Genomic DNA, 26593 nt, shown 5'->3' with positions numbered 1-26593 from the left:
TATCCGTTATTATTTGACCGTCATGCCCTGGCTAACATCAAGCCTGGGGGCGGGCACCGTACCGCGCGCGAGCTCCTTCGATAGCCGGAGACGGCACCGAAAACGGCGAGCCGGCCCTGCGGCTTCGGGCGCGCCGGGGCTCACGGAGTTCGATGAGGAGCCCGTCGAACCGTGGACTCACGGGCAGTTGCCGCAAGCCGCGCCGAACCCGGCGAGGCGCCCCGGTTCGTTGCGCCCGGCACGGGGGGTGCAATTCACCAGGGCCCCGGAGAAGCTCATGCGCCCATCCCTGCGGTTGCCCCCTCGAAGCGTCCTGCTCGTCCCCTGGCTGCTCCTTGCGGCCCTTCCGGCGCGGGCCGCCGGGATCCTGGCCCCGGCCGACGCGGCCGACGCGCAGGAGATGATGGCCTGGCTCTATGGAGACCGCGCGGCCGAGGTACGCGCTGCGCACGAGCGGCGGTTCCCCGCGGGAGAGGGGCGGGTGCTGATGCTCGCCGACGGCCCGGACTACCTCGGGCGGGCCTTCGAGGTCGGTCGTCTCCTGCCGAACCTACAGATCCATCGCACCGACCTCGACGTGCAGCCGCCGCCCGATGCGCGGCTGATCCTGCCCAACCTGACCCAGGGCGTGCTCGACAACCGCCAGGACTTCGTCGGGCTCGACGAGCGCGGCTACGACCTGGTGCTCATGCGGCGCGGCCTCTGTCCGTGCGAGCACCGCACGCTCGAGCCGCGAGGGGGACGGGCGCCCCGCGAGACGCCGGCCTCGTGCGGCGGCATCCTCTACGATCAGGCCTCGATGGTCGGCTTCCTCACGCGTGTGGCGGCGACCCTGCGCTCCGATCGTCCGGGTGCGGTGGCGATGCTGCACGGCAACCTGGATCCGTCGGTGGACGGCCGTCCGTCGTGGACCCAGGCCCGCGCCCGCTGGGAGGCGGCCGCGGCGCAGCTCATGCGCGAGCAGCCGATCGACGCCCGCATCGTGCTCGTGCCGCGCTACGGCTGTCAGGGCCTGATCCTGAAGCCCCGACGCGAGGGCGAGGCGCGCCCCGCGGCGGCGAGGTGACCGTCCCATGCACACCTCCCAGCCCGAGATCCTGGCTCCCGTGCCCAAGGCTGGACGCTTCCTGACGCTCGGCCTGGCTCCCGGGGCAGAAGCGGTCGAGGCCCTGCGGCAGCTCTCGCGGTTGACCGTGACGGAAGTGACCATCGTTGGCGTCGGCGACCCGCTCCTTCGCGCCGCGGGGTGCGCCGTTCCCGGCCTGCGCCCCTTTCCGGCCCTCTCCGGCCCCGGCGGTGCATTTCCCTCCACGCAAGGCGCGCTCTGGCTATCGCTCGGTGGCGACGACCAGGGGGAGCTCGTGCACCGTGCGCGCCACCTGACCCAGGCCCTCGGCAGCGCCTTTCGCTGCGACGAGGACGTTCCTTCCTTCGTCTACGCGGGGGGACGCGACCTCAGCGGCTACGAAGACGGCACGGAGAACCCGAAGGGCGAGCGCGCTGCGGAGGTGGCGATCCTGCGCCACGCCGGCGCGGAGCTCGACGGCAGCAGCTTCGTCGCCGTGCAGCGCTGGGTGCACGACCTGGACGCCTTCGAGCGCCTGGCGCCGACCGAGCGCGACCGCGTCATCGGCCGCGAGCGCACCTCGAACGAGGAGCTCGCCGACGCCCCGGAGAGCGCGCACGTCAAGCGCGCGGCCCAGGAGAGCTACGACCCCGAGGCCTTCATGCTTCGGCGCTCGATGCCGTGGGGGGATGTACTAGAACACGGGCTCTACTTCGTGGCCTTCGGCGCGAGCCTCGATCCCTTCGAGCGCGTGCTGCGTCGCATGGCCGGTCTCGACGACGGTATTCCCGACGCGCTCATGCGCTTCACGCGCCCCGTCTCCGGCGGGTACTACTGGTGCCCGCCCCTCCGAGGGGAGCGGCTGGACCTGCGCGCGGTGGGGCTCTGAGCCCGGACACCGTCGCTGCGGCGGACAATCTACGACCTCACCGAGGGGAATCCATGAACGAAGCCAAGTACCGCGAGGCCGAGCGGAAGGTTTGGCAGACCGTGGGCCTGTCACCGAGCGAGGAGCGCATCCGGCTGGCCTGCACGGGCACGCAGATACGAGTGCAGCTCGTCGGCGCGGGGGACCCGGTGGTCTTTCTGCACGGAGCGCCGAACGCCGGAACGACCTGGGCGCCGATGCTGGAACACTTCCGGGGCTACCGCTGCATCCTGGTCGACCGGCCGGGGACGGGTCTCAGTGAGGACTACGCGATACGCGGCAACGTGCTGGAGGTCGCCGATCGGTTCGTTCCGGACCTCCTCGACGGACTGGGGCTCGATCGCGTCCACGTGGTGGCCTCTTCCTTCGGAGGATTTCTCGCTCTCCGCTCGGCCGCCGCCCGACCGGAGCGGTTCGGTCGCATGGTGCAGATGGCCTGCCCGGCCATGGCCCCGGGCATGAGGACGCCGACGTTCATGCGCATGGCGCGCTTCCGCTTCGTCCGGTGGCTCGTCCCCAGGCTGCCTCCGGCCGAGAGGGCAACCCGCGAGGTGATGCGGCAGATCGGCCACGGCGCGAGCATCGACGACGGTCGAATTCCCAGGCTGTTCTCGGACTGGTACCTCGAGCTTCAGCGACACACCCACACCCTGAAGAACGATCTGGCCATGATCGGCGACGCGCTCTCCGCCTCTGGCTTTGACCCGGCCTTGACTCTCACGCGGCCGGTGCTTCGGGCGGTCACGGCGCCAACCCACTTCCTGTGGGGTGCCGACGACGGCTTCGGCGGCGCGGAGGTCGCCCACCAGGTCGTGTCCGCCATGCCTCACGCGAGCTTCGAGCTGATCCCGCGCGCGGGCCACCTGCCCTGGCTCGACGACCCGCGGCTCATCGCCGGCAAGACCGCCGCGTTCCTGGCGGGGAACTGATGCGTCCGAGACGTCTCGTGCTGTTCTCGCTGCTCGCGCTCGGCGCCGGGAGCTCGGCGTCCGCGCGGCAGATCGCGGTCCGGTCCGCCGAGGAAGTTCTCGCGTCGGCCCAGGTCGTGGCCATCGCGCGGGTCGTGAAGGTCACGGAGAAGGACTCGAAGTGCGATCACCTCACGGAGCTCGTGCTGCGACCCGAGCAGAGCGTGCGCGGACAGCTCCCCCCGTGGGTGAAAGAGGTCCAGCAGTCGATCGGGGAGCACAAGAGCGCGCCGGGCTGCATCAGCGTGAGCGAGACCGTCCCCCCGAGGGCCAGGACGCGCACCGTCGGTGCGAAGGTGATCATCACGATCGAATTCGTCGCGGGCTTGAAGGCCCACCGGGCGATCGCCTCCTTCGAGCTCGCCGAGCTGGAGAAGATCAAGGGCATCGTGCGGCGGCTCTCCACCGCGCGGTCTGCGGACGCGCCGGCGGAGGTCGCGCCCGCGAAGGACGAGGAGCTGCGCTGGGTCGAGGAGACGCTGGAGCAGATGGAGCGCAACCAGGACTTCCAGCTGCTCGTCGCGCGTTTCGGGACCGCCCCCCGCAAGAACGGCAGCTACACCGAGGTCACGCCACGGTCCCCCTCCTTCGCGTCCGTGCTCCTGCTCGACCAGAGACACGAGGGCGGGGCGCGTACCCAGCGCGTCACCGTGGTCTTCGCCCGCGGTAGGCTGCCCGCGGTCGGCGCCTTCGAGGCGCGCTTTGGGCGGGCGAAGAAGACGCCTCCCATGGCGGACCGCGAGGGACGGTCGGTCACCTGGACCAAGATCATCTATGTCGGCACGCCGCGGCTGAAGCGCGGTCAGGGGCGCATCGTGCTCCGGCTCGAGGGCGGCCCCAGCTCGTCGCGCGTGGCCGAGGTGACGGTCGACGATTATCTCGGGAAGTGACCCGCCCCGCGCGGCGCAGGCCCCCGGTCTCGCAGGGACAAATGCGTGGGAGAGACGCGAATGACCTACCGGAGACAGGGCGACCCCGCGCGGACCAAGGCGTGGAAGACGTGGATCGGTGAGAACCGGTTCCACCTCGAGCGCATCGGCCTTCCGCTCGCGCTCTACCAGGACGCCGATCACTGGGACGACTTCCTCGAGAACGGGCACTTGCACTGGCACACCGACGGACCGCCGTTTGATTTTGGCGACCTAAGCCCTGGCCAGATGAAGCAGCTCTGTGCCTTTCTCGAGCAGCACTGCGCTGACAAGGCGCCCCCACTGCTCGGCTGGCTACGTGCGAGGGTGGGCAAAGACGCCGGCGAGTGAAGCGCTCGCGCGAAGCGCGGTTTGGTTCAAGACCTGGGAGGGGACCATGGGAATCGAACAACGGCAGGTGACCGTCGAAGGGAGTCCGGCGCGCGTCTTCGTCGGAGGAGAGGGGGCGCCGCTCGTGCTGGTGCACGGCGGTTGGGGGGACGCTCGGGTCCACTGGCGCCCCGTGTGGGAGCGGCTGGCGGAGCGCTTCCGGGTCATCGCGCCGGACCTCCCGGGCCTCGGCTGGACCGAGCAGCCGTCGCTCGGCACCTACGCGCGCTATGCCCGCTGGCTGGCGGGTCTGCTCGACGCGCTCGGCGTCGAGAGCGCGCAGCTCGTCGGCAACTCGTTCGGCGGGTCCGTCGTGTGGCGCTTCGGCGGCGACTTCCCCGCGCGCTGCCGCGGGCTCGTCCTCGTGAACGGCCTGCCCGTGGGCCGGACGCCGAGGCCCATGCTGTGGATCGGGCGCACGGGGTTCGGTCGGGCCCTGATGCGTGCCATCGCCCGACGGGTCGCGTACACCCCCGCGGCGCTCGGCCGGGCCTTTCCCGACGCGGCGAAGGCGCCGCCCGAGGTGGTTTCGCTGCTCCACCAGCGCGAGCCGCCGCAGCTCGCCGCGCTCACCGCGTGCATCATCGAGGGGGACGGTGGTCCGGCACCGAGCGCGCCCACGCTGCTGCTCTGGGGCGAGGCCGACCGCTTGATCGGCACGAACGCCGACGCGGCAAGAAAGCTGCAGGCTCGCATCCCCGGTGCAGAGCTCCACCTCATCCCCGGCGCCGGTCACTTTCCCCAGGTCGAGGAGCCGGCGGCCTTCATCGCTGCGCTGGAGGCGTTCGTCACGCGCCGATAACCGCCGCATACTTCGGCACCGCGGGCGAGAGGGGCCCGGCCTCCGTGCCAGGGACACGAGGGGCACCCCTCGCCGCAGACCACCGAAGGGAGCAGCACATGACCGCAACCCTCGTCGAGAGCGGCGCACGAGACCTCGTCCTCACCTGCCGCGTGGACGCCCCCCGCGCGCGCGTCTTCCGCGCCTTCACCGAGCCCGGGCACGTGATCCACTGGTGGGGCCCGTTCGGCTTCCGGAATACGATTCACGAGCTCTCCGTGCGGCCCGGCGGGCGCTGGCGCTTCACCATGCACGGGCCCGACGGGACCGACTATCCGAACGAGATCCTCTTCCGGGAGGTGGAGGCGGAGCAGCGGCTTGCCTATCACCACAGCTCGTGCGCGGCCGACTACCCCGCGTTCGAGGTGACGATCACCTTCGCCGACGAGGACCGGGGGACGCGCGTCACCCTGCGGCAAACCCACCCGACGGAGGCGCGGACCGCGGAGGTGCGAACCTACGCCGTCGAGGGAGGCCGGCAGACGCTCACGCGCCTCGATGGCTACCTGGGCACGATGCGCGAGGCACTGGCTGCGGGCGTGCTCGAGGGAGCAGAGCCGCGAGCTGGCGAGCCCGACTTTGTGTTCACGCGGGTCTTTGCCGCTCCGCGGGAGCTCCTCTTCCGCGCGATGACTGAGGCCGCGCACCTCGGCCGATGGTTCGGGCCCGCCGGGATGGGGCTGCGCGTCGTGTCCTCCGAGCTGCGCCCAGGCGGCCAGTTTCGCTACGCCATGACCGGTGGACCCGCGGACCTTTTCGGGCGGTTCGTCTACCGCGAGGTCACTGCGCCCGCGCGCCTGGCCTACGTGGTCTCCTTCACCGACGAGGCAGGCGCCCCCGTCCGCCACCCTCTGAGCCCGGGCTGGCCGCTCGAGGTGCTGTCGGTCCTCACCCTCACGGAGCTCGACGGCCGGACGCTGCTCTTCGCCCGCTCCCTTCCCCTCCACGCCCCGCTCGAGGAGCGACAGACCTTCCTCGCGGGCCATCCGAGCATGGGCCAGGGCGTCGGTGGCATGTACGACCGCCTCGATGCGTACCTGACGACACTCGGGTGAGACGCGCGGAGGGCCGGCTGCGGGCGCAGCGGCTTCAGATCTGAAACCCGGCGGAGAAGCCCGGCCAGAGTCGGACGGTGGTGGCACTGCCGTCCGCGGTGAGGCGCGCGCCGCGGATCAGGCCGAAGCCTTCGCCGCCGCCGACGCTGGTCACGAGCAGGTTCAGCGTCGGGCCGGCGAAGAGCGAGAAGCGCCGGTGCAGGCGGTAGCCGCCGACGAGGCGCAGGGTGGTCAGCGCGTTCTGGCCGTCGGTCCAGGCCTCGTCCTCGTTGACGTGCCAGTGGAGCAGGTCGGTCTCGAGGTAGAACCGCTCGCTGAGCGGAATGTGGCCACCCATTCCGAACCCCGCCAACCAGCGCTTCTTGCCGTCCGAGGTCTCGAGGCCGGCGGCGAGCACGGCGTAGACGTACCGGCCGCCGAGCTTGAGGCCGAGGTTCAGCGGCGCGCTGTCGCTGGCCCAGAGCGCCAGGTGCTGCTGCCCGTTCTTGATCAGATTGAACAGGCCCAGCGGCGCGCTGGAATCCTCGGCCACGTTCACCAGGCCGATCTGGGTTCCCTTCACGCGGCGGCCGATGTTGACGAGCCCCACCTGCGCTCCGCTCACCTGGCCCCCGATGTTGACGAGACCGATCTGCGCGCCCCCGATGGCGGGCCCGACGTTCACGCCCGAGCTCACCTGTGCGCCGCTTACCCGGTCGAGCGCCACGTTGGCCCCGACGGAGATCTGCGCGCCCCTCACGTCGGCGCCGACGAAGTTGAAGCCGGCCGTCGTCTGGACGCCGCGCATCGCCTCGGTGACCCAGCTTGCCCCCACCCCGACGTCCACGCCTTCCAGGCGGGCGTAGGCGCTCGCGCCGAGCGACACCGCCAGGTTGGTCTTCAGCGTGCCGGTGGCCATGCCGCCCGTGCCCACATGGGGCGCCAGCCACAGGGTCACCGGCGCGTGGCGGTAGCTCTTCGCGCGGGTCGCGGCAGGTGCGCGTTCGGTCGGCTCTGCCGCCGCGGCGGGGCGGGAAGCGAGGGCCGACACGACGAGCGCGGCGAGCCCGAGCGATCCGAGCGTGTGCGTGGTGGTCTTTGATCGCGTGGTCATGGGAGGTCTCCTTCGTTCGTGCCTCGATCGGCGGCGACGGCCGCGGCGATCGCGTTCCCTAGCTGGTCGGGAGTGAACGGCTTGCGCAGGATCGGGATCCCCCGGGCCCGGAGCGCCGTCACCTCCGACGAGAGGGCGAGCCCGGTGATCACCAGCACCGGCAGGCCAGGCCGCGTCGCGCGCGCCCGCTCGATGAGCTGTGCTCCCGAGGTGCCCGGCAGGGTGAGGTCCGTCAGCAGGAGCTCGACGCGATCGCCGGCCGGTCCCTGCAGGTGCGCCAGCGCTTCGGCCGCGCAGCCAGCGGTCACGCAGTCGAGCCCCAGCAGGAAGAGCCCGCGACGGAGGGTTTCCCGCTGATCGGCCTGGTCCTCGACGAGCAATACCTGTCTTCTCGCCTGCATCACGCGCCTGAATAGGGCAATCGACGTGCCAGCGGGGCACGACGCGGCGATGGGTGAGCTGGCGGCAGTTTGGGCGCGGAGGGGCCGCGCGCGAGGCGGCCCTCGAGCAGGCCAAAACGGTACGCCGGCGGGACTAACGGTGCGGGACCACGGCAAGACCTGCGGAGCTATACCAAAGTGAGCTAGTTCGAAATGATCGAGGCTCGCGCGGCGCCTCCGTCGGATCGCGCCGCGGGGAGGCGCACGGTGAAGCAACTCCCCCGACCGAGCTCGCTCGTGACCTCGATTCGACCCCCGTGCTCCTCGACGATCTGCTGCGAGATGGACAGCCCGAGCCCCGTGCCCGCGTCGCGCCCTTTGCTGGTGAAGAAGGGCTCGAAGATCTGCTCCAGGCTCTCGACGGGGATGCCCGCGCCGTTGTCCTCGACCAGCACCTCGACTCCGTCCCCCGCGGCGGTCGCGCGGGCGGTGAGCTTGACCCAGGACGACGCCTTGTCGGCTGCCTGACCGGCGTTGATCACCAGGTTGATCAGCACCTGCTCGATCTTGCCGGCGTTCATCCGCACCGGCGGGAGCCCTTCGGCCACCTCGACGTCGAACCGCGTGACCATCTTGCCCACCTGCTTGCCGACCAGGGCCATGACCTGGTCGATCACCTTCGCCACCGACTCGGGCTTCAGCTCGAGGTCCTCGCCGCCGCGGATGTAGTTCTTCAGGTCCGCGACGATCGCGGTGATGCGCTGGGAGCCGTGCTCCATGTTCTCGATCAGCTTGAACAGGTCCTCGAGGAAGGCCTCGTAGCGCAGGTTTAACACCTCCAGGTCGGGGTTCTTCTCGAGCTCGAGCTCGAGCAGCGGACGCATCGCCTCCACGTACCGGCGCAGGATGGGCAGGTTGAAATGGATGAAGTTGTTTGGGTTGTTAATCTCGTGGGCCACCCCCGCGATGATCTGCCCCAGCGCGGCCATCTTGTCGGCGCGGATCATCTGCTGCTGGGCGCGCTTCAGCTCGGTTAGGTCCAGAAACGACCCGACGCGCTCGGTGGTCCCCGGGACGAGGCTGATCGTCACCACCCCGTCGTGGAGCCTGCCGCGTCGATCCCGCAGCTGGGCCTCGTAGGTGCGGGGGGCCGCGCCGGGGTCCCGGCTCCGCACGGCGTGATAGCCCTTCATCTTCTCTAGCGACTGCTCGCTGAAGAAGGCCATCCAGGTCAGCTTCCCCTCGATCTCGGGGCGCGCGTAGCCCGTCAGCTTCGCCCACTCGTCGTTGGCCAGCGAGATCACGGCGTCGTCGTCGAAGAGGATCGTGCCCGTGCCGGTCGTCTCGAAGATCGCCCGGTAGCGCTCTTTCGCCCGGCGCTCCTTCGCCGAGAGCTCCTCGATCTCGACCAGCTTGCGGGCCAGCGCGTCCTTGTCGCGGGCGATGTCGCGCGCGAGGTAGACCGAGATCGAGGCGAGGAGCACGAGGAATCCATAGAGGTAGGCGTGGGACAGGAGCGGGATGAGCCCGGTGTCCCCGAGCATCTGAAGCGCGGCCCCCGCGACCCAGAGCGCGCCGCCGAGGCCGATGATCCAGGCCCCGCTGACGCGCCTGGCCACCGCCACGATCAGCACGCGGAACTGCTCGAGGGATACGAGCCCCGCGAAGCCGTAGTAGACCGTGCGCGGCGTGGCCCAGGCGGCGAGCGCGACGCAGCCCCCAACGACGAGGAGCGCCCAGTACCTGCGGGGCAGCCGGGGCGCGAAGACCGCGTAGTAGAAGCGCAGAAGCAACACGCTGGAGAGGGAGACCGCCGCTCCGAAGGCTCCCACGAAGAGGAGCACCTGGGTGGCGGTGGTGGCCCGGCCCAGCGCCTCCTGGCTGGCGGTGATGGCGGCGACACCGAGCGCCGCGAGGGCGTAGTGCAGGTTCTCGCGTCGGTCGCGATGGAAAAGAAAGAGCAGGAGGTGGAGCAGGGCCAGCGCCACTGTCGCGCCGATGAAGGGCGGGGCGAGGCGCAGGGCGGAGGCGGTCGTGGACGCGCGGGCGCCCGGGGGGTGCCCCAGCGCCAGCTCGAAGCCGGCCGGGAAGTCGATGCGCCCGAGGGCCGCGAGGTGCCGCGAGGCGAAGCGCACCGCGATCACGTGACGCCCTGCCCGGGGGAAGATGACCCAGCGCGGTGGGTCGGCCCGAAAGTCCACCGGGGTCGTTCCCGTCGAGGCCACGGCGCCCGGGTCCCCGACGGCGAACTGCCGCACGCCGTCGACGAACAGCTCGGCCGCGCCCGCGTAGCGGCCGTGAAGCGGCACCGGCCGGCCGGCCAGCTCCGGCGGGACGTCTACTTTCAGCCGGAACCAGCCGATCCCCGACCAGCCCTTCACCGTCGCTCCGTGCCAGAGGGCCGAGCCCACCGCCTGCCAGCCGCTGTCGTCCAGCCCCGGGGCCGCCCACGCCGGATCGTCGCCGGCGCGGGCCCGGAAGGGCGCGCGGATCCACTCGGGGCCGCTCTGGCCGGGGCCACGGAGGACGAGGGCCTCTTCCTCGGCCCGGGCGGAGCTCGGGAGCAGCGAGCAAAGAGCCACGAGCGGTGCGAACGTCGCGACGAGCCGCGCGCGCGTCACGGCTCTAGCCCACGCCATAGGCCTTGAGCTTGCGATGCAGCGTCTGCAGGCCGATCTCGAGCACGCGGGCGGCCTGGCTCTTGTTCCGCCCCACCGCCGCGTAGACCGCCAGGATGTGCCGCCGCTCGACGTCGGCCAGCGGCTCGAGCTGCCCGACCTCGACCGCCTGGCCGAGGGCCTTGACCGGAGCCGACCTGCCGGCCGCGCCGAGGCGCAGGTGCTGGGGTTCGATCACGCCGCCCTGGGCCAGGTTCGCCGCCGCCTCGAGCACGCCCTTGAGCTCGCGCACGTTCCCCGGCCAGTCGTGCCCGAGGAGGGCCAGCTCGGCCGGCTCGGAGAGGCGAGCCTGCGGATGCGACGTGGACGCGCCGAGCAGCCGTTCGGCGAGGAGCGGGAGGTCCTCCTTGCGCCGGCGCAGCGGCGGCAGGTGCAGATGGGCGAACTGCAGCCGATAGAGGAGGTCCTTGCGAAAGGCGCGCGCGGCGACCCGCTGCGCCAGGTCCTGGTTGGTCGCCGCGACGATGCGCACGTCGGCCCGTTCGGTGCGCGTCGAGCCGACCGGCACGTACTCGCCCTCCTGCAGGAGGCGGAGCAGCTTGCCCTGGGTCTCGAGCGACAGGTCGCCGATCTCGTCGAGAAAGAGTGTGCCGCCCCGGGCGCGGGCCAGGTAACCGGGCCGGTCGCGGTCGGCCCCGGTGAAGGCGCCCCTCACGTGCCCGAAGAACTCGGACTCGAAGAGCGAGGGCGTCACCGCGAGCAGGTTGACCGGGACGAAGGGGCCCGCCCTGCGCCGGCTCGCCTGGTGGATGGCGCGGGCCAGCACCTCCTTGCCCACGCCCGTCTCGCCCGTGATCAGGATCGGGATCTGCGAGACCGCGTGCAGCTCGGCCTCGCGCAGCAGGCGGAGGGTGTGCGGGTCGGCGGTGACGAAGTCCGAAAACGCGGCGGGCTGCGCGAGCGCCTGGTCGTGGGCCTCGTCCGACCGCAGCCGCAAGGCCTCGAGCATCCGCCGCCGCTCGAGCGCGCGGTCCAGCGCGTGACAGAGCTCCTCCGGCGTGGTCGGCTTGACGAGGTAGTCGTAGGCCCCGAGCTTCATCGCCCGGATCACCAGGGGGATGCTCTGGTGGGCCGTGACCATGATGCACTCGGTCTGCGGGTTGCGCTCCTTGATGAGCTGCAGCAGCTCGATCCCGTCGGGCCCCGGCATCGAAATGTCCAGAAACGCGCAGTCGAAGGTCTTCTCGTCGAGCAGCGCCGCCACTTCCGTCGACCGGACGACGCCCGTCACGTCGGCGTAGCCCTCGAGCCGCAGCCCCCGCGCCACGCTGTCGAGGAAGTCCTGCTCGTCATCGACCACGAGGATGGAAGTCGCCATCTCCGTCGCTGCCACCGCGCGCCCCTTCGCGCGTGGCAGGCATTCTACCCGATCTGGCGGTCAGACCCAGCCCCGGGCGCGGCGAGGCGCCCACCCCGGGAGCAGTGAGAGGCGGCGCGTACGTCAGCCGAACTGCACCGAGCGCTTCGTGAACGCCCCATCCATCCACCAGCCGGTGATGGGAAACGTGGTGCGAGGTCTCTCGTCGGCCACCGCGCCCGCGGCGACGAGCACCGGCGCGTAGTGCTCCCAGGTCGGCAGGGCCACCCTGGCGGCCGGCGCGCGAGCCTGGAAGTCGAGGAGGGCGTCGACGTCGAGACGCGCGAGCGCGTCGTGGGCCCAGCTATCGAAGTCGCGGGCCCACTGCGGCGTGCCCGGGCGGAAGGCGAACTGCATGTTGTGCGTGAGAAACCCGCTGCCGAAGATCAGCACGCCTTCGTCGCGCAGCGGCGCGAGGGCCCGGCCGAGCTCGAAGAGCTCCGGCGCGTCGAGGCCGGGCATCGACACCTGGAGCACGGGGACGTCCGCCGCGGGATACATCGGCACGAGCGGCACGTAGGCCCCGTGGTCGAGCCCGCGAGCCGGGTCGTCGGTGAACGGGATCCCCTGCTGCCGCAGGAGGTCCCGCACGCGCGCGGCGAGCGAGGGCGCGCCGGGGGCGGGGTACCGGGTCTGGTAGTACCGCTCGGGGAAGCCGTAGAAGTCGTAGACCAGCGGTACGGTCGCCGTGGCCCCCAGCGTGGTCGGCCGCTCCTCCCAGTGCGCCGAGACCATCAGTACGCTCGACGGCCGCGGCAGCGCCTTCGCCCACGCGGCGAGCTCGCCCATCCACCCCGCGTCGTCGAGGAGGATCGGCGCGCCGTGCGCGGCGAAGATGACCGGCATGCGTCCGTCAGATCGGCTTGGCTCGGTCTCGCGGGGCGTCGTCATCTTTCCTCGCTCCTGCAGCGCTCCGTTACTTCCTGCACCACCACAGCCCCGTGCACTCGGGCAGCACCCGGCTGCCGCGCGAGGCGAAGCGTCTGGCCGCTTCGTCACCGAAGAAGAATCCGACCAGGCGCTCGCCCTCGGCCAGCGACGAGAACTCGTAGTCCGTTCGAATCCAGCTCCTTTCGAAGTGGAGCTCCTCCTCGAGCAGGGCGTAGTACCGCCCGAGCTGGGTCGGCGGATCGAACGGAACCGTGTGGCCGGTGCCCAGCGTCTCGATGACCAGGGCCGTGCCACCGGGCCTGAGCACGCGCAGCAGCTCGCCGAGAGCGCTCTCGATCGGGGCCCTCCAGCCGTGCTCGTTCCAGACCGTCTGATGGCCGTAGCTCCAGCCGGCGACCGCGAGGTCGGCCGCGTCGTTCGCCACCGGCAAACACGCGTTGTCGGCCACGCCGAAGGCGCACCGACCGGCGCCGAGGCGGGCCAGGTTGCCCCGGGCCACCCGCACCATCGGGGCCGCGAGGTCGAAGGCCACGATGGACCGCACGTGGGGAGCGAGCAGCGCCGTCACCCGCCCGGTGCCCGCCCCGAGCTCGACCACCTCGGCACCCTCGAGGGGGGTGATCGCCCGGATGCCCTTGAGCAGGTTGCCCTCGCGATCCTCGCGCCGGACGAGCGCGTCGTACTCCCCCGGATGAACGTCATAGACCGTCCGAGCGTCGCTCATCGCGACGACGCCGCGCTGGACCGCAGGTTCTCCGCCACCGCGGCCCGGATCAGGGCCTTGAACGCCTCGGCGTCCAGCGCTTCTCCCTCGCGGAGGTCGATGGCGCGACGCGTGTTGCCCTCCAGGCTGGCGTTGAAGAGCCCCCGAGGATCCTTGAGCGAGGCGCCCCGGGCGAAGGTCAGCTTGACCACCTGCTTGTAGGCCTCTCCCGTGCAAACGATCCCCGCGTGCGACCACACCGGCGTGCCCAGCGGGTTGCTGGGCTTGACCCACTTGCACTCCTCGGCGATCTCAGGGTCCGCCTCGTGGATCAGGCGGCGAACCTCCGCCAGCATCGCGGCGCGCCAGCCACCCAGGGACCGGAGCCGCTCGTCGATGCGGCGAGAGGCCGCCTCGCCCGTCCCGCGCTTCGCTTCCGCGCTGGGCTTGACCTTTGGTTTCGCTCTGGCTGGCATGGGCCGGAAGTCTACCCCGATCTATCGCCGCGGGTACCTTCACGCGCGACGTATCGGCCTATACTTCGCGCCACCCTGGAGGGAGGCCTGCGATGCGAAAGAAGTTCCTGCGAGAGCTCGCGAGGCTCGGCTTGCCTGTGCGGCCCGGCCCCGAGGTCAACGTGGCGCCGATCACCGAGGCGGACCTCGCGCCGCTCCCCGAGACCGCGCGCCGCTACCTCCGCTTCATGCGGGTCCTCGGCCGACCGCGCGACTGGTCGTTCCGCCTCGGTTTCACGGGGCGCTTCCGCCGCTCGCGCGACGAGGCGTGGATGCGGTGCGAGGCCTGGCAGTACAACACGCGGCTTGCCCTGGCGCGGATCTTCTACCTGCAGCTTCGCTTCTGCGGCGTCGTGCCGGTCCTCGGACGCGACACCTACGCCGACGGTCGCGGGCGCATGCTCATCCGCCTGCTCGACCTCGTCACCGTCGGTGACGGAACCGGGGAGGCCTACGACACGGGGGAGCTGGTCACCTACCTCAACGACGGCGTGCTGATCGCCCCGACCCTGCTCCTCGTGCCCGAGGTGACGTGGCGCGAGGTGGACGACCGCTCCTTCGGGCTGTCTATCGTCGACCACGGCCGCACCGTCAGCGCGCGGGTGCTCGTCGATGACGAGGGCGCGCCGCTCGACTTCGAGACCACCGACCGCTTCTATGCGGACCCCAAGGACCCTGCCCAGGTGAAGCGCTGCCGCTGGACCACCCCCGTGGCCGGCTGGCAGGAGGTGGGCGGCCGCCGACTGCCGACCGCGGGCCAGGCGGTCTGGCATCCGCCGGGCGAGGCCGAGCTCGCCTACGCCGACTTCGTCTTCGACCCCGCGACGCTGGTCTTCAACGTCGCGCCAGGGGAGTGAGCCGCCGGCAGGTCGGAATGACGGCGCCACCGAGGCCGGCCCCGCTCCGTCGCGTTGGTAAAGGCTGCTTTACTTTGTCTCTGCTCTGGGCAAGACTTCTTTACTAGCGGCCATGGTAAGGATCACGGGGAGATACCATCGCAAGACCGCCGGCGACGAGGAGGTCGCGGCCTTCATCCCCCACGCGCTCCCGCCGGCCGATCCGCCCCTCGCGCTCGACCTGCGCGCCCGCGAGCTACTCCGGGCGGCCGAGCACGCACTCTCGCGGCTCGAGCTCGCCGGCGAGATGGTGCCGTCGATCGAGTGGTTCGTCTACGCCTTCGTCCGCAAGGAGGCGGTGCTCTCGTCACAGATCGAGGGCACGCAAGCGACGCTCGTGGACCTCCTCTCCTACGAGGCGGGCGCCCGGCCTGAGCCCGCGAGCGAGGTAGAGGTGCAGGAGGTTTGCAGCTACCTCGAGGCGCTGACCTTCGCCCGAGATGAGCTTGCCCGCGAGGACGGCCTGCCACTCTCGGTCCGGTTGCTCAACGAGACCCACCGTCGCCTGATGAAGGGCGTTCGCGGCGCAGAGAAGCAGCCCGGTGAGGTGCGACGCAGCCAGAATTGGATCGGCGGCACCCGACCGGGAAACGCGGCGTTCGTGCCCCCTCCACCGCAGGAGGTCCCCCGCCTCCTGGGTGATCTCGAGAAATACCTCCACGCCGAGGACTCGGCGCCGGCGCTGATTCGCGCCGGGCTCGCGCACGTGCAGTTCGAGACCATCCACCCCTATCTCGACGGAAACGGGCGCCTTGGTCGGCTGCTCGTCATCCTGCTCCTCCAGGAGTGGAAGCTGCTCTCGCAGCCGCTTCTCTACCTGAGCCTGTTCTTCAAGCGCCGGCGGGAGGACTACTACCGCGTCCTCAGCCGGGTACGAACGGACGGCGACTGGGAGGGGTGGACCGCATTCTTCCTCGAGGGAGTAGCGATCACCGCGGAGGAGGCGGTGCAGAGCGCGCGGGCCCTCTTTGCCCTGGTCGGCGATGACCGTGCGCGTGTCCTGGCTGCGAGCAAGGCGTCGGTCGTCGCGTCACGGCTCTTCGAGGAGCTGCCACGCCATCCGGTCGTGACGATCTCCGGGATGGTCAGGCTCCTCCAGACGACGAAGCCGACTGCTGCGAAGGCAGTCTCGCTCCTCGAGGAGGTTGGGGTTCTTGCCGAGACGACAGGTCGCCGGCGCGACCGGACCTTCAGCTACACGAAATACCTCGACCTCCTACGCGTCGGGACGGAGCTCGAGTAAGGGCGGGTTCCCGGGCTCCGAGCCCAGCGACGCTAGGCCTCTGCCGCTGGCCGCCTTCACGGCTGGGACGATGGCGTGCATCGTGTCAGCTCGTGCACGAAGACCCCCTTCTCCTTCCCGAGCTCCTTGGCCGCCTGCGCGACCATCGAGTGATGGGTGAAGACGAGGACCTGGGTCTTCTGCGCGAACTCGGCGAGGACCTCGAGGCAGGCCTTGCTGCGCGCGTCGTCGAATCCGACCAGGATGTCGTCGACCACGAAGGGCAGGGGATCCTGCTGGTCCCGCTGCAGCTCGATGGTCGCGAGTCGCAAGGCCAGAAAGAGCTGATCCCGGGTGCCGTCGCTCATACCATCCACACTCACCTCGGTCTTGTCGGGGCGGACGCCGAGAAGCACGGGCTGGCCGTCGTCATCGAGCTCGTCGCGAAGACCCGAGAAGGAGCCCAGGCTGAGCCTGGCGAAGAGCTCGCCCGCGCGCCTGAGCACCGGCGTCTGGTTCTCCTGGCGGTAGCGCTCCATCTGCTCCTCGAGGATGAGGCGGGCGATCGTGAGCCGCAGGTACTGCTCCGCGTCGGGGATGATGCCGGCCACGAGCTGCTCGGCACGCTCCGCGGCCTCGGCAGCCTTCGACGAGCCATCCAGGGTCTGGAGCTTCACGAGCAGGGCCTGCCGGTGGTCCCGCCCTGCATCTCGCTCGCGCTCCAGGACGGGGAGTTTGGCGTCGAGCTGGGTCAGCTCGTTACCCGCCTGGTCCGCGTCCAGTTCTCGGGCTTCCTCTTCTAGCTCGTCGATGCGGTGACCCTCGCCGGACTGATGGAGCTGCTGCTGCAGGGTCTCGAGCCGGGAGGCCAGCTGGCGCTTATGCTGCGAGCGCTCCGCGACCGGAGCCACTTCCTCGTCGGTCGCAACGCCTGCCTCGACCCGCAGCGCGGCTAGACTCTGCTCGGCGAGCTGGATCTCCTGGCGAGCCTCTGCGACCTCCTCCTCCAGCTCGCGGAGCTGGGCCCGCAGCTTCTGCAGACTGGCGGCGTCCGCCTGGGCCTTGCCGAGTCGCCGGACCAGGCTCTGGGTGACCTCGGCCGGGGTTTGCTCGCCCATGTCGAGGGCAATTCGCTGCGCGAGCTGGGTCACCGCCGCGGTGAAGCGCTCCTCGTCTTTGTCCATGCCGTAGATGCGCTTGTGGGCGGTGTCGGCCTCCTTCAGCTGCCCGAAGAGCGCCTCGAGCTTCTCCATCGTCGCGAGGGCGAGGTCGGGGTGCGGGTTGGTCCCGAGGCCCAGGCCCTCCACGGCCTCGGCCCAGTCGAGGCCCCAGCGCTCGAGCTCCTCCTCGGCCTGGCGCCGCGCCTCCGTTGCGTTCTTGAGCTGGAGCTCGAGCTTCTGCAGCGCAGCCTCGAGCTCCCTCTTTCGCCGGGTCGCGCTCTCCTGCTGGCTGGCGAGCTGCTCGCAGCGGGCAAGAAGCGCCTCGAGCCCCTCCGTCTCGGGCTCTGGCTGCTGGCCAAGTTTCCTCAGCTCGGCCGTGAGGGCCTCGAGGTGTGAGGCCTGCGTGGCCTCCAGCACACGGACCTCCGCCTTCGCGCCGTCGAGCTGCCCGGCCTTCTGCAAGAGCTGCTCCACGCGCTGCAGCCACTCCTTCATCTCCTTGGGCGTACCGACCTGGTCGGTGATCCCGTTCCAGGCAGCCTGCCAGGCGATTTCGAGCTGGCCCCGGGAGGCTGCCTGCTCGCTCAGCGTGCCGTCGAGCCTGGAAAGAAGCTCCTGCTTGGCCTCGATCTGGCTCTCCAGCGACGCCCGCTCCTGAACGCGCTGCGCATCCACGCGAAGCCTGTCGGCCATGTCGTCAGCCGTCAGCACGGCCTGCTCGTAGGCGCCGGGGAGATCCCTGCGACCGGCGTACTGCGTGGCCGCAGCTCCAGGGTCCGTCCCGTCGATGAAGGTGCCGCGGATGAGCTGCCAGCCCTGCTCGCGGTGGTCGCGGGCCGCCTGGAGCTCGTCGAGCGAGGGGACCTGGCTCGAGCGGAGCAAGGCCTTCAGGCTCTCCTCGTGGTGCCCTAGCGCCTGCTTCGCCTCGGCCTGACGACGAACCGTCTCGCGAGCCTGCTCGTCCAGCGCGTCGAACTTCCTCTCGAAGCTGTCCAGCACGGCCTTCTCGGGCATCGCCTGTCGGGTCAGCTCCTCGAGGTTCTCGTCGAACCTGCCCAGGCGGGACAGCTCGCGGGAGCAGGCCTCTTCGTGCTGACTCGCCGCACTGCGGGCCTTGTGGAGCGCCTTCGCCAGGTCGCCTTCGTTGCGGGCGGCCCGGGTCGCGGCCTGCAGCGAGGCCACGTCCTGGCCGGGCCCGGACAGGGCCTCCAGCTGCTGCTCGAGGCTGGCCTTCTCGTCGGACAGCTCGCGGTGCTTGGCCTCGAGCTGCCCCGTCTTCTGTTTGAGCAGGCTCGAGTCCTGCGCCAGGGTGGCGATCAGCCGCTTCTTGTTGAGGAGCGGCTTCAGGGTCTCGACCGATTCGAGGTCGAGGTCCGGGCGAATGCCGGTGAGCAGGTCCTGCGCCGCGTTGCGGTGATCGCGGCGCTTGGCATCCTGCGCGGGCTTGTCTCTCACCGACTTCTGAAAGGCGCCCAGCTGAAGCTGCAGCTCCTCGATGGCCTCCCGATTCTCGAGCAGACCCTGCGGGACGTCGATCCCGCCAGCCTCCTTTTGCACCCGGTCGAGCTTGGCGCTCGCCTTCTGCAGCCGCTCCCCGGCCAGGGACAGCTTGTCGAGGGCGGCTTGCCGACGCGCACCGAAGTCCTCGGAGAGCAGCACGTCGTCTTCCAGGCCGGCCTGGCGTTCGAGCAGCTCGCGGCGCTCGGCCAGGGGCCCAGCGACCCGTCTGAAGCGCTCGAGCTTGCTCTTGCCACGTCTCGCCTCGGCGATCGCCGCATCGATCCGGGCGACGGCCTCCTCTGCCTCCTTCAGCTCCTTCTGGAGGTCCTTCCATTCTCTCACCGAGACCAACGCCTGCTTCTCCTCGCGCCGGGCTTCCTTGAGCTTCGCGGCGGCGGCGTTGATGAGCTGGTTCTGCCCCCTGGACTTGAACAGGCCGTCCGCCTCCGCAGCCAGCTCGCCGAGGAGGTTGGTCTTCCCCATGGTCCCGAGCGCCGCACCGAAGAGGGACTTTCCGAGGTCACCGCTCTGCTCGAGGATGGCCTGGCCACCCTGGACGAGCCCGGCGTGGTCGAGGCCGTGAAGCTGGGAGAAGAGCTTCTCGTCGAGCCCTGGCAGCAGCTTGCTCAGGGTGTCGTCGCCGATGGGCGCCTCCGTTCCGGCGTCGAGCAGCGTGTCCTTGTTGCCCTTGCGTCGCACGCAGGCCAGCTCCTCGCCGCCCGAGGTCTCGAGGACGCCGCCCACGCGAAGCTGCTTGTGGTCGTGGACAAAGTTGTCCGTGCAGCGCGCCTCGATGCCGAACAGCCAGGCCTTGAGCGCCCGCAGCGTCGAGCTCTTGCCCGCCTCGTTGGGGCCCTGCACCACGTGCAGCCCGGGCTTGCCGTCGCTCAGATCGAGGGTCTCCTTGGTGAACGGACCGAAGGCGAGCAGGTCGAGTCGCTTGATCTTCACGACGCACCCCCGGTCTGGAGGAGCCTGCCGAGGAGCAACTCCTTGGCCTCTTCGATGAGCCGGGCCACGACCTCCGGGTCCTCGAGTCTCAGCCCATCCGCTCCGACGAACACCTCCGGAGGGAGCTTCTCCCGGAAGGTTGCCAGGGCTGCCTCGAGCCCTCGTACGGCGCTCGGCTCCTCACGGACCTCCAGGATGCTTCTGGCCAGGCCGCCCAGGGCTCCGTCTCCCGCGAGCACCGCTCCCCGGTCCAGCTTGCCGGTGGTGGCCAGCTCCACCTTCTCGATCCACAGGTCCTCTCCCCCGAGCTCGGCGGCCAGCTCGAGGAGCTTCTGCCGCAGCCATTGGGTCTTGCCCCGGAGCTCCGCGTGGACTGGGCTCGCACCGACGAAGCGCATCCGCGTGGCGACGATGCGGTCCTCGGCGTCGTCGACGGCCTCGCGCAGGGCCTTGCTGGCGCTGTCCAGCACGCTCTGCAGGCTGGTGACCTTGCCGAGGTCCACCTCGCAGCTCGCCCAGCGGACCACGTCCAGCACCCGGTGCTCGACGCTCTCGACCCGGCCGTCCTCGACGGTGACCAGGCAGCACCCCTTGGGGCCGGTCTCGCGGGCGTGCCGACCCTGCAGGCAGCCGGGAAAGACCACCCACGGGTCCGTCGAAGCCTCCTCGCGCGCGTGCACGTGGCCGAGAGCCCAGTACTGGTAGTCCCTGGCCCGCAGGTCGTCGAGCTTGCACGGAGCGTAGTCGGCATGGCCCTCGCGACCGTCCAGGCTCGTGTGCAAAAGGCCGATGTTGAACATCCCCGGCCTCGCCGCGGGGAAGCCGGCAGCCAGGTTCTCCTCGACGTGCTGCTGGCCGAAGCTCTGGCCGTGGATGGCGACCTCGATCTCCGCAAGGACCTCTGTTCGGGGTTTGTTCGCTGGAAACAGCGTCAGGTTCTTCGGCTTCTCCAGCGCCTTGGTGAGCTTGCTCTCGGCGTCGTGGTTGCCGAGCACGCCGAAGACCCGGATGCCCGCCCGGTCCAGCTCGCCGAGCTTTCTCGCCAGGAAGATCGCCGTGCTGAAGTCCTGCCAGGTGCCGTCGTAGAGGTCGCCCGCGAGCAGCACGAAGGCCACCCTCTCCTCGATGGCCAGCTCCACCAGATTATTGAACGCCTCGCGCGTCGCGCCGCGGAGCGCGTCGACCGGTGCTCCCTCGTGCCGGGCCAGCCCCCGCAAGGGGCTATCGAGGTGCAGGTCGGCGGCGTGGAGGAATTTCATGGTGGGCTCCCCTCTGATGCGCGGGTGCGGCGTTTCCACGTCGACAGGCCCATGAAGAGCTTGGTCGCATCCGCTGACGTGTAGATCAGCTCGGCCGCCCTCTGGCCGGTGATGGCCCAGTGGAGCTTGTTCTGCACGCCCGCGAAGAACTCCTGCGTGAGTGGCACCTTCGCGTCGTCGAGTACGAAGCCCTTGATGATGAACTCGCGCAGGGTCTTGGTCGCCCAGATGCGAAACTGCGTGGCCTGGCAGCTGTTCACGCGGTACCCGACGGCGATGATCGCGTCGAGGTTGTAGAACTCGACCCCCCGCGTGACCTCCCGCTCGCCCTCCCGACCAACTATTTCCATTTTGGAAACAGTTGCAGCCCTGCTGAGCTCCTCGGACTCGAAGATGCTCTTCAGGTGCTTGTTGATGGCCGGCACGCCGACGCCGAACAGCTCGGCAAGCGCCTTCTGCGTCAGCCACGCGGTGTCATCCTTGAAGAGGACGCGCACCTTCACCGCGCCATCGGGGGCGGCGTAGAGGAGGAAGTCGCTCGGGATGGGCACCGAGTCTCGCGGCCCTCGGGTCATGCAGCGACCTCCTTGTCTTTCGCCACGCCAGGGTGGCTCGCGACGTCGCCCACGGAAACCCACCGTTCAGGCATCGTCCGTCCCTCGAAGAAGCGCCGGCATTCTGACCTGTTGGGTGGGCTCCCCCTGAGCGCGACGAGAAGCTATCGCCCCCCCTTAGGATGCACAAGACCTCACGCGGCGCTCGTCAGGGCCGAGCCCTCAGGCTGCCGCGGCCGTGGGCTTCCTCGGCGCCGGCTTCTCCGCGCCCGCGGGAGCGTGGGCCACGGGCTTGGCCGCCGTCGGCGGTGATGGCTTGGCCGCCGCCGGGGTCGCCGTCGGGGCCGTCGTCGCGGCCACCGGCGTGGCAGCCACCGGCGCCACCGGTTTCTTGTCGGCGCTCTCGGCCTCGAACGCGGTCGGCTTCCCGATGCCGTGCTTCTCGAGGAGCTGGCGCCGCACCTCCTGGAGCGCGTCGACGTGCTCCAACAAGTACTGCCGCGCGGCCTCCCGGCCCTGGCCGATGCGGGTCGCGTTGTGGGAGTACCAGCTGCCGCTCTTTTCGATCAGGCCGGCCTCCACCCCGAGGTCGATGACCTCGCCGGCCAGCGAAATGCCCTCGCCGTAGCGCAGGTCGAACTCCGCCTCCCGGAAGGGCGAGGCCATCTTGTTCTTGGCCACCTTCACCTTCGCGCGGCTGCCGACGACGCTCTCGCCCTCCTTGAGGACGCCGACGCGGCGGATGTCGAGCCGCACCGAGGCGTAGAACTTGAGCGCGTTGCCCCCCGTCGTCGTCTCCGGGCTGCCGAACATGACACCGATCTTCATGCGGAGCTGGTTGATGAAGATGACCAGCGTCTTGCTCCGCGCACACGACCCGGTGAGCTTGCGCAGGGCCTGGCTCATGAGCCGGGCCTGCAGCCCCACGTGCGAGTCCCCCATGTCGCCCTCGAGCTCGGCCTTCGGGACGAGGGCCGCCACCGAGTCGACCACCACGACGTCGACCGCGTTCGTCTTCACCAGCATGTCGGTGATCTCGAGCGCCTGCTCGCCGCAGTCCGGCTGCGAGAGCAGAAGGTCGTCCACCCGCACGCCGAGCTTCCTGGCGTAGCCCACGTCGAGCGCGTGCTCGGCGTCGATGAAGGCGCAGACCCCGCCGGCCCGCTGGGCCTCGGCCACCGCGTGCAGGGCGAGGGTGGTCTTGCCCGTCGACTCCGGACCGTATATCTCGACCACCCGGCCGCGAGGTAGCCCGCCGACCCCGAGCGCCAGGTCCAGCCCCAGCGACCCGGTGGAGATGACCTCCACCTCGGGGGCGGCGCCCTTCTCCCCGAGGCGCATGATCGCGCCCTTGCCGTACTGCTTCTCGATCGCGGCCACCGCTGCCGTCACGGCCTGGCTCTTCTCGTTCTTCTCGGTCCTGGTCTCCATCGCTGATCTCCTTTTCTTGATCTCTTTGAGTAGGTTACGGGGTACCTCTGACAAAAGCGGTCAGAGCTCGCAACCTGCGGGATCGAGGACTGATCCGGCGATCAGGACAGCGGAGGAGGCAGCGAGACGAGAAAAGCGATTGGACGCGGCAGGTTAACGCGTGCTCTACTCTGACAAGTTCTGTCAGACCAGGCACGGCTCGACGAGGCCACCGTGAAGAAGAGGAAGAAGAAAAGCCCCGAACGCTACGCGCCCGCCCGCCGCCTCAACGAGCTCAAGGACCTGATCAACTCCACCGGCGGGGTCACCGTCTACGAGATCGCCGAGCGGCTTCGCGTGAGCGTCCGCACGGCGATCCGCTACGTGCGCGCCCTGCAAGCGAGCGAGGAGCCGCTCTACCAAGATCGCGAGGACCGGAAGACGGTCTGGCGGCTGATGCCGAGCGCCCGCCACCAGACGATCACGCTCAGCACGAGCCAGATGATCTCGCTCTACCTCTCGCGGCGCGTCTTCGACTTCCTCGCGGGCACCGGTTTCAAGGAAGACCTCGACGACGTCTTCGCGCGACTCGAGGCCCTGCTCAAGCGCAAGGACTTCGTCGCAGCGCGAAACCTCGACCGCAAGATCCACGACGTCAACGAGGCGCCGCACCTCTACCAGGATCGCATCGAGCACGTGAACGACATGATCACCGCGCTCCTGCGCGAGGAGCGCCTGCGGGTCACCCACGGCAGCGTCGCCAAGTACCAGAAGCCATTCCTCCTCGATCCCTACACGCTCCTCATCTACAAGAAGGGGCTCTACCTCGCCGGGCACAGCCATCACCATCAGGGCCTGCGGACCTTCTCGCTCGACGGCTTCAAGGAGGTCGAGTGGCTGAAGGGCGAGAAGTTCGAGTACCCGGCCGACTACCAGCCCTCCCAGCTCTCCGAGGGCGCGTTCGGCCTCATCGGTGGGCCGCGCACCCGCGTGCGCATCTTCTTCGACGAGAAAGTCGCGCGCTACGTGCGCCGGCGTCAGTGGCACCCGACGCAGGAGCTCAAGAAGGTCGAGGGCGGCGTCGAGCTCAACATGGAGGTCGCCGGCACGGTCGAGCTCTTGAGCTGGGTGCTCGGCTTCGGCGACAAGGCCGAGGTGCTCGAGCCCGAGAGCCTGCGCGAGGAGATCGGCGCCGAGACGGCCCGGGTGGCGGCTCGATATTCAAGAAAGTAGCCGACCACCTCCGCCACCTGTCCCAAATCGCCGTTTCGATCCGCGTTTCTTCTTCAGAGGAGAGGCGCGGTGTCCGGAGACGAGCCAGCAACCAAGAAGCCGATGACGAAGCCCGGCGATGGCACCAAGCCGCTGGCGCGGGAAGCCCGGCGGCAGGTGGTCGTGGACGTCCTGGCCATCGCGGTGGTCGACCTCCTGCTCGAGGCGCGAGCCCGCGACCGAGAAGCTCGCGATGCCTCAACCTGTTAAATGGAAAGAGGTTCTTGCCTTGCCATCCCGGAGAACCAACGCCGTCATGTCCCTTGGCGACGACCCTCGTCGCGAAGGAGACGCCGGCATGGGCAAGAGGGAACAGATCAGGAAGGACCGGGCCGCGGCGGCCACGGTCGCCGAGCAGCTGGCCGCGCTCGACAAGCTGTCCGTGGGCGAGCTCGTGGAGAAGTACCGCGAGGTCTTCGGCGTGCCGACCCGCACCCGGAACAAGAGCTACCTGCGAAAGAAGGTCGGCTGGCGCATCCAGGAGCTCGCCGAGGGCGGCCTGCCGCCGCGCGCGCTCGCGAAGATCGAGGAGCTGGCGCCGCTGGCGCCGGTGCGGTGGCGCTCGACGCAGCCGGGGCCGGGGCCCGCGGTCGCCATCGTGGCGGCGCCGGGGCAGGACGTCACCCGCGATCCCCGTCTGCCGCCTGCCGGCTCGGTGCTGGTCCGGGTCCACAAAGGCGTCGAGCACCGCGTGACGGTCCTCGCCGACGGCTTCGAGTACCAGGGCGAGCGCTATCAGACGCTCTCCCACCTGGCGCGGGTGATCGCCGGCACCCCCTGGAACGGGTATCTGTTCTTCGGTCTCAAGCGCCGCCCGCGAGCGACCGAGCCTGAGCTGGCCGGAGACGTCGGATGAGCGCTCGGCGGAATGGAAGCAGGGCGAGCGCGCCGGCGCCCGAGGTCAAACGCTGCGCGATCTACACGCGCAAGTCCACGTCGGCGGGTCTCGATCAGGAGTTCAACTCGCTCGACGCGCAGCGCGAGGCCTGCGAGCAGTACGTCCGCAACCAGGCCTGCATCGGCTGGCAGCTCCTGCCCCAGCACTACGACGACGGCGGCTTCACTGGCGCGAACCTCGAGCGACCAGCCTTCGCGCGCCTGATGCAGGACGTGGAGGCGGGGAAGATCGACGTGGTGGTGGTCTACAAGGTCGATCGCCTCTCGCGCTCCCTCCTGGATTTCGCCAAGGTGATGGACCGCTTCAGCCGGTCCGGCGCGGCCTTCGTCAGCGTCACCCAGAACTTCTCGACCGCCGACGCGATGGGCCGCCTCACCTTGAATATGCTGATGAGTTTCGCCGAGTTCGAGCGAGAGATGATCGCCGAACGGACGCGGGACAAGATCGCCGCCTCGCGCCGAAAGGGGAAGTGGACTGGCGGCATCGCGCCGCTCGGCTACGACGTCGTCGACCGCAAGCTGGTCGTGAACGAGGTCGAGGCCGCGCTGGTCCGGCGGATTTACGAGCTCTACCTCGACAGGCGATCGGCGGTGGCCGTGGCCAAGGCCCTGAACGCCGAGCACCGGACGACCAAGCACCACGTCGCCAAGAACGGCAACAGCCACGGCGCGCGCGAGTGGGACAAGAACGCCGTGCTGATCGTGCTGGCGAGCCCGATCGCGGCGGGGCTGATGTCCGTCGGCCGCGAGGTCTTCGAGGGCGAGCACCAGGCCATCATCGGGCGGGACGTCTACGAGCGCGTGCAGTTCCTGCTCGCCGAGAAGGGTGGCATGCGGACCGTCCACCACGGCCGCAACCCCGAGTACATCCTGACCGGCCTCCTGCGCTGCGCCCGGTGCGGCAAGGCCTTCACCCCGGCCTCGAACCGCCGGGGCGAGAAGATCTACCGCTACTACCGCTGCTCGACGCGCGACAAGAAGGGCAAGGAGGCGTGCGCCTCGGCCCCGCTCCCCGCGGCCGCCATCGAGGGCTTCGTGGTCCAGCGCGTCCGCGAGGCGCTCGCCGACGGAAAGCTTCTCAACGCGGTGGCCGATGCCGCTAAGGCCAGGCTGGAGAGCGAGCGCAAGCCTCTCGAGGACGAGCGGGCGGAGCTGCCGCTCAAGATCGCGGCCGTCTCGACCGAGGGCAAGCGCCTGGTCGAGACGGCGAGCAACGTCACCGGGACCGCGCGCCGCCTGCTCGACGCCAAGCTCCAGGATACCGGGGACAAGCTCGGCCGGCTCGAGTCCCGGCTCGTCGACGTGCAGCGCCGGCTCGCACTGCTCGAGGACACCGAGCTCGAGACCCAGTGGGTGGAGCGGTGCCTCGCCGACTTCGATCAGATCTGGGACCGACTCAGCAACGAGAACCGAGGCCGCCTGGTGCGCGCCGTGGTCGCGCGCGTGGAGGTCGACGAGCCGAACGGCGACGTCCGCGCCTTCCTAACGGACGTCGCGCCGAGCGCCGCGGAGGGGGCGCGGGCGATCGATGTGACCCCATGAACGAGACGAAGCCGAGCGAGGCGCCCAAGGACGTAACCGTCCGGATTCGGACCTCTCGACGAGGACAAGGCGGCAGACCAGACTCGCGGGATGACGAGCACACGACGGTCGCAGGCGTTCTGGCAGAAGCTGGTGACGGAGGTGGAGCGCGGGGTGG

General features: G+C 70.0%; 24 protein-coding genes and 1 pseudogene. 14 read left to right on the top strand and 11 right to left on the bottom strand.

Going from position 1 to position 26593, the window contains the following annotated elements:
- Positions 1 to 277 precede the first annotated feature (277 nt).
- The 8 genes and pseudogenes from IT371_14475 (at position 278) to IT371_14440 (ending at position 6156) form a co-directional block, all read left to right on the top strand.
- Positions 278 to 1066 (top strand): hypothetical protein, encoded by a 789-nt coding sequence (locus tag IT371_14475; protein ID MCC6748860.1) that lies wholly within the window; start codon positions 278 to 280, stop codon positions 1064 to 1066.
- 7 nt (positions 1067 to 1073) lie between these two features.
- Entirely contained in the window at positions 1074 to 1955 is an 882-nt protein-coding gene (locus IT371_14470; protein ID MCC6748859.1) for a Dyp-type peroxidase, read from the top strand.
- A 53-nt stretch (positions 1956 to 2008) separates the two neighbouring features.
- On the top strand, positions 2009 to 2923 hold the full coding sequence (locus tag IT371_14465) for an alpha/beta hydrolase (protein ID MCC6748858.1): 915 nt from the start codon (positions 2009 to 2011) through the stop codon (positions 2921 to 2923).
- The gene (locus IT371_14460; protein MCC6748857.1) at positions 2923 to 3852 is read left to right on the top strand and encodes a hypothetical protein; all 930 of its coding nucleotides are present in this window, start codon (positions 2923 to 2925) and stop codon (positions 3850 to 3852) included. Before IT371_14465 ends, IT371_14460 begins: the two co-directional genes overlap by 1 nt.
- Before the next feature lie 60 nt (positions 3853 to 3912).
- Positions 3913 to 4221, top strand: coding sequence for a hypothetical protein (locus IT371_14455; GenBank protein MCC6748856.1), 309 nt, complete (start codon positions 3913 to 3915; stop codon positions 4219 to 4221).
- Between the two features lie 46 nt (positions 4222 to 4267).
- Positions 4268 to 5062 (top strand): alpha/beta hydrolase, encoded by a 795-nt coding sequence (locus IT371_14450; GenBank protein MCC6748855.1) that lies wholly within the window; start codon positions 4268 to 4270, stop codon positions 5060 to 5062.
- A 98-nt stretch (positions 5063 to 5160) separates the two neighbouring features.
- A pseudogene (locus IT371_14445) lies at positions 5161 to 5610 on the top strand (SRPBCC family protein).
- Between the two features lie 6 nt (positions 5611 to 5616).
- Positions 5617 to 6156, top strand: coding sequence for an SRPBCC domain-containing protein (locus IT371_14440; GenBank protein MCC6748854.1), 540 nt, complete (start codon positions 5617 to 5619; stop codon positions 6154 to 6156).
- Between the two features lie 34 nt (positions 6157 to 6190).
- On the opposite strand, the gene IT371_14435 is transcribed toward IT371_14440, so the two are convergent.
- The 7 genes from IT371_14435 to IT371_14405 all read right to left on the bottom strand — a co-directional run bounded on the left by IT371_14435 (position 6191) and on the right by IT371_14405 (position 13734).
- Complete coding sequence (locus IT371_14435) at positions 6191 to 7249, bottom strand: hypothetical protein (GenBank protein MCC6748853.1); 1059 nt, start codon at positions 7247 to 7249, stop codon at positions 6191 to 6193.
- Positions 7246 to 7650, bottom strand: coding sequence for a response regulator (locus IT371_14430; GenBank protein ID MCC6748852.1), 405 nt, complete (start codon positions 7648 to 7650; stop codon positions 7246 to 7248). The genes IT371_14435 and IT371_14430 overlap by 4 nt, the downstream gene beginning before the upstream one ends.
- Positions 7651 to 7832: 182 nt before the next feature.
- Positions 7833 to 10268: a PAS domain S-box protein gene (locus tag IT371_14425; protein ID MCC6748851.1), complete on the bottom strand. Its 2436-nt coding sequence runs from the start codon at positions 10266 to 10268 to the stop codon at positions 7833 to 7835.
- Positions 10255 to 11625, bottom strand: a complete 1371-nt coding sequence (locus IT371_14420; protein ID MCC6748850.1) for a sigma-54-dependent Fis family transcriptional regulator — start codon at positions 11623 to 11625, stop codon at positions 10255 to 10257. Before IT371_14420 ends, IT371_14425 begins: the two co-directional genes overlap by 14 nt.
- A gap of 123 nt (positions 11626 to 11748) precedes the next feature.
- Entirely contained in the window at positions 11749 to 12555 is an 807-nt protein-coding gene (locus IT371_14415) for a dioxygenase (GenBank protein ID MCC6748849.1), read from the bottom strand.
- 25 nt (positions 12556 to 12580) lie between these two features.
- The gene (locus IT371_14410) at positions 12581 to 13279 is read right to left on the bottom strand and encodes a class I SAM-dependent methyltransferase (GenBank protein MCC6748848.1); all 699 of its coding nucleotides are present in this window, start codon (positions 13277 to 13279) and stop codon (positions 12581 to 12583) included.
- Positions 13276 to 13734, bottom strand: coding sequence for a DUF1801 domain-containing protein (locus IT371_14405; GenBank protein ID MCC6748847.1), 459 nt, complete (start codon positions 13732 to 13734; stop codon positions 13276 to 13278). The genes IT371_14410 and IT371_14405 overlap by 4 nt, the downstream gene beginning before the upstream one ends.
- 92 nt (positions 13735 to 13826) lie before the next feature.
- On the opposite strand from IT371_14405, the gene IT371_14400 reads away from it, so the two are divergent.
- Both IT371_14400 and IT371_14395 read left to right on the top strand, forming a co-directional pair.
- Positions 13827 to 14630: a hypothetical protein gene (locus IT371_14400; GenBank protein MCC6748846.1), complete on the top strand. Its 804-nt coding sequence runs from the start codon at positions 13827 to 13829 to the stop codon at positions 14628 to 14630.
- A gap of 112 nt (positions 14631 to 14742) precedes the next feature.
- Entirely contained in the window at positions 14743 to 15912 is a 1170-nt protein-coding gene (locus IT371_14395; protein ID MCC6748845.1) for a Fic family protein, read from the top strand.
- Positions 15913 to 15968: 56 nt separating this feature from the next.
- Here the strand turns inward: IT371_14395 and IT371_14390 are convergent, their stop codons facing one another.
- The 4 genes from IT371_14390 to recA form a co-directional block, all read right to left on the bottom strand.
- Entirely contained in the window at positions 15969 to 19502 is a 3534-nt protein-coding gene (locus IT371_14390) for an AAA family ATPase (protein MCC6748844.1), read from the bottom strand.
- Positions 19499 to 20761 carry a DNA repair exonuclease gene (locus tag IT371_14385; GenBank protein MCC6748843.1) on the bottom strand — a complete coding sequence of 421 codons (1263 nt, stop codon included), beginning with the start codon at positions 20759 to 20761 and terminating at the stop codon, positions 19499 to 19501. The genes IT371_14390 and IT371_14385 overlap by 4 nt, the downstream gene beginning before the upstream one ends.
- A complete protein-coding gene (locus IT371_14380; GenBank protein ID MCC6748842.1) occupies positions 20758 to 21336 on the bottom strand; it encodes a virulence RhuM family protein in 579 nt (192 codons plus the stop codon). The genes IT371_14385 and IT371_14380 overlap by 4 nt, the downstream gene beginning before the upstream one ends.
- A 201-nt stretch (positions 21337 to 21537) precedes the next feature.
- Complete coding sequence (gene recA / locus IT371_14375; GenBank protein ID MCC6748841.1) at positions 21538 to 22746, bottom strand: recombinase RecA; 1209 nt, start codon at positions 22744 to 22746, stop codon at positions 21538 to 21540.
- Between the two features lie 213 nt (positions 22747 to 22959).
- Between recA and IT371_14370 the strand changes: the two genes are divergently transcribed.
- The 4 genes from IT371_14370 to IT371_14355 all read left to right on the top strand — a co-directional run bounded on the left by IT371_14370 (position 22960) and on the right by IT371_14355 (position 26436).
- Complete coding sequence (locus IT371_14370; protein MCC6748840.1) at positions 22960 to 23958, top strand: transcriptional regulator; 999 nt, start codon at positions 22960 to 22962, stop codon at positions 23956 to 23958.
- Positions 23959 to 24060: 102 nt separating this feature from the next.
- Positions 24061 to 24207 (top strand): hypothetical protein, encoded by a 147-nt coding sequence (locus tag IT371_14365; GenBank protein ID MCC6748839.1) that lies wholly within the window; start codon positions 24061 to 24063, stop codon positions 24205 to 24207.
- 88 nt (positions 24208 to 24295) lie between these two features.
- Positions 24296 to 24853: a DUF2924 domain-containing protein gene (locus tag IT371_14360; protein ID MCC6748838.1), complete on the top strand. Its 558-nt coding sequence runs from the start codon at positions 24296 to 24298 to the stop codon at positions 24851 to 24853.
- A complete protein-coding gene (locus IT371_14355) occupies positions 24850 to 26436 on the top strand; it encodes a recombinase family protein (GenBank protein ID MCC6748837.1) in 1587 nt (528 codons plus the stop codon). The genes IT371_14360 and IT371_14355 overlap by 4 nt, the downstream gene beginning before the upstream one ends.
- Positions 26437 to 26593 lie beyond the last annotated feature (157 nt).

The sequence above is a fragment of the Deltaproteobacteria bacterium genome (assembly GCA_020848905.1).
GTDB lineage: Bacteria > Myxococcota_A > Polyangia.
This window is presented reverse-complemented; position numbering and strand designations above follow the sequence as displayed.

Excerpts from the sequence above, each read along its gene's own strand:
- IT371_14475 (MCC6748860.1), top strand. The coding sequence starts at position 278 with ATGCGCCCATCCCTGCGGTTGCCCCCTCGAAGCGTCCTGCTCGTCCCC.
- IT371_14470 (MCC6748859.1), top strand. The coding sequence starts at position 1,074 with ATGCACACCTCCCAGCCCGAGATCCTGGCTCCCGTGCCCAAGGCTGGA.
- IT371_14465 (MCC6748858.1), top strand. The coding sequence starts at position 2,009 with ATGAACGAAGCCAAGTACCGCGAGGCCGAGCGGAAGGTTTGGCAGACC.
- IT371_14460 (MCC6748857.1), top strand. The coding sequence starts at position 2,923 with ATGCGTCCGAGACGTCTCGTGCTGTTCTCGCTGCTCGCGCTCGGCGCC.
- IT371_14455 (MCC6748856.1), top strand. The coding sequence starts at position 3,913 with ATGACCTACCGGAGACAGGGCGACCCCGCGCGGACCAAGGCGTGGAAG.
- IT371_14450 (MCC6748855.1), top strand. The coding sequence starts at position 4,268 with ATGGGAATCGAACAACGGCAGGTGACCGTCGAAGGGAGTCCGGCGCGC.
- IT371_14440 (MCC6748854.1), top strand. The coding sequence starts at position 5,617 with ATGCGCGAGGCACTGGCTGCGGGCGTGCTCGAGGGAGCAGAGCCGCGA.
- IT371_14435 (MCC6748853.1), bottom strand. The coding sequence starts at position 7,249 with ATGACCACGCGATCAAAGACCACCACGCACACGCTCGGATCGCTCGGG.
- IT371_14430 (MCC6748852.1), bottom strand. The coding sequence starts at position 7,650 with ATGCAGGCGAGAAGACAGGTATTGCTCGTCGAGGACCAGGCCGATCAG.
- IT371_14425 (MCC6748851.1), bottom strand. The coding sequence starts at position 10,268 with ATGGCGTGGGCTAGAGCCGTGACGCGCGCGCGGCTCGTCGCGACGTTC.
- IT371_14420 (MCC6748850.1), bottom strand. The coding sequence starts at position 11,625 with ATGGCGACTTCCATCCTCGTGGTCGATGACGAGCAGGACTTCCTCGAC.
- IT371_14415 (MCC6748849.1), bottom strand. The coding sequence starts at position 12,555 with ATGACGACGCCCCGCGAGACCGAGCCAAGCCGATCTGACGGACGCATG.
- IT371_14410 (MCC6748848.1), bottom strand. The coding sequence starts at position 13,279 with ATGAGCGACGCTCGGACGGTCTATGACGTTCATCCGGGGGAGTACGAC.
- IT371_14405 (MCC6748847.1), bottom strand. The coding sequence starts at position 13,734 with ATGCCAGCCAGAGCGAAACCAAAGGTCAAGCCCAGCGCGGAAGCGAAG.
- IT371_14400 (MCC6748846.1), top strand. The coding sequence starts at position 13,827 with ATGCGAAAGAAGTTCCTGCGAGAGCTCGCGAGGCTCGGCTTGCCTGTG.
- IT371_14395 (MCC6748845.1), top strand. The coding sequence starts at position 14,743 with ATGGTAAGGATCACGGGGAGATACCATCGCAAGACCGCCGGCGACGAG.
- IT371_14385 (MCC6748843.1), bottom strand. The coding sequence starts at position 20,761 with ATGAAATTCCTCCACGCCGCCGACCTGCACCTCGATAGCCCCTTGCGG.
- IT371_14380 (MCC6748842.1), bottom strand. The coding sequence starts at position 21,336 with ATGACCCGAGGGCCGCGAGACTCGGTGCCCATCCCGAGCGACTTCCTC.
- recA (MCC6748841.1), bottom strand. The coding sequence starts at position 22,746 with ATGGAGACCAGGACCGAGAAGAACGAGAAGAGCCAGGCCGTGACGGCA.
- IT371_14365 (MCC6748839.1), top strand. The coding sequence starts at position 24,061 with ATGACGAAGCCCGGCGATGGCACCAAGCCGCTGGCGCGGGAAGCCCGG.
- IT371_14360 (MCC6748838.1), top strand. The coding sequence starts at position 24,296 with ATGGGCAAGAGGGAACAGATCAGGAAGGACCGGGCCGCGGCGGCCACG.
- IT371_14355 (MCC6748837.1), top strand. The coding sequence starts at position 24,850 with ATGAGCGCTCGGCGGAATGGAAGCAGGGCGAGCGCGCCGGCGCCCGAG.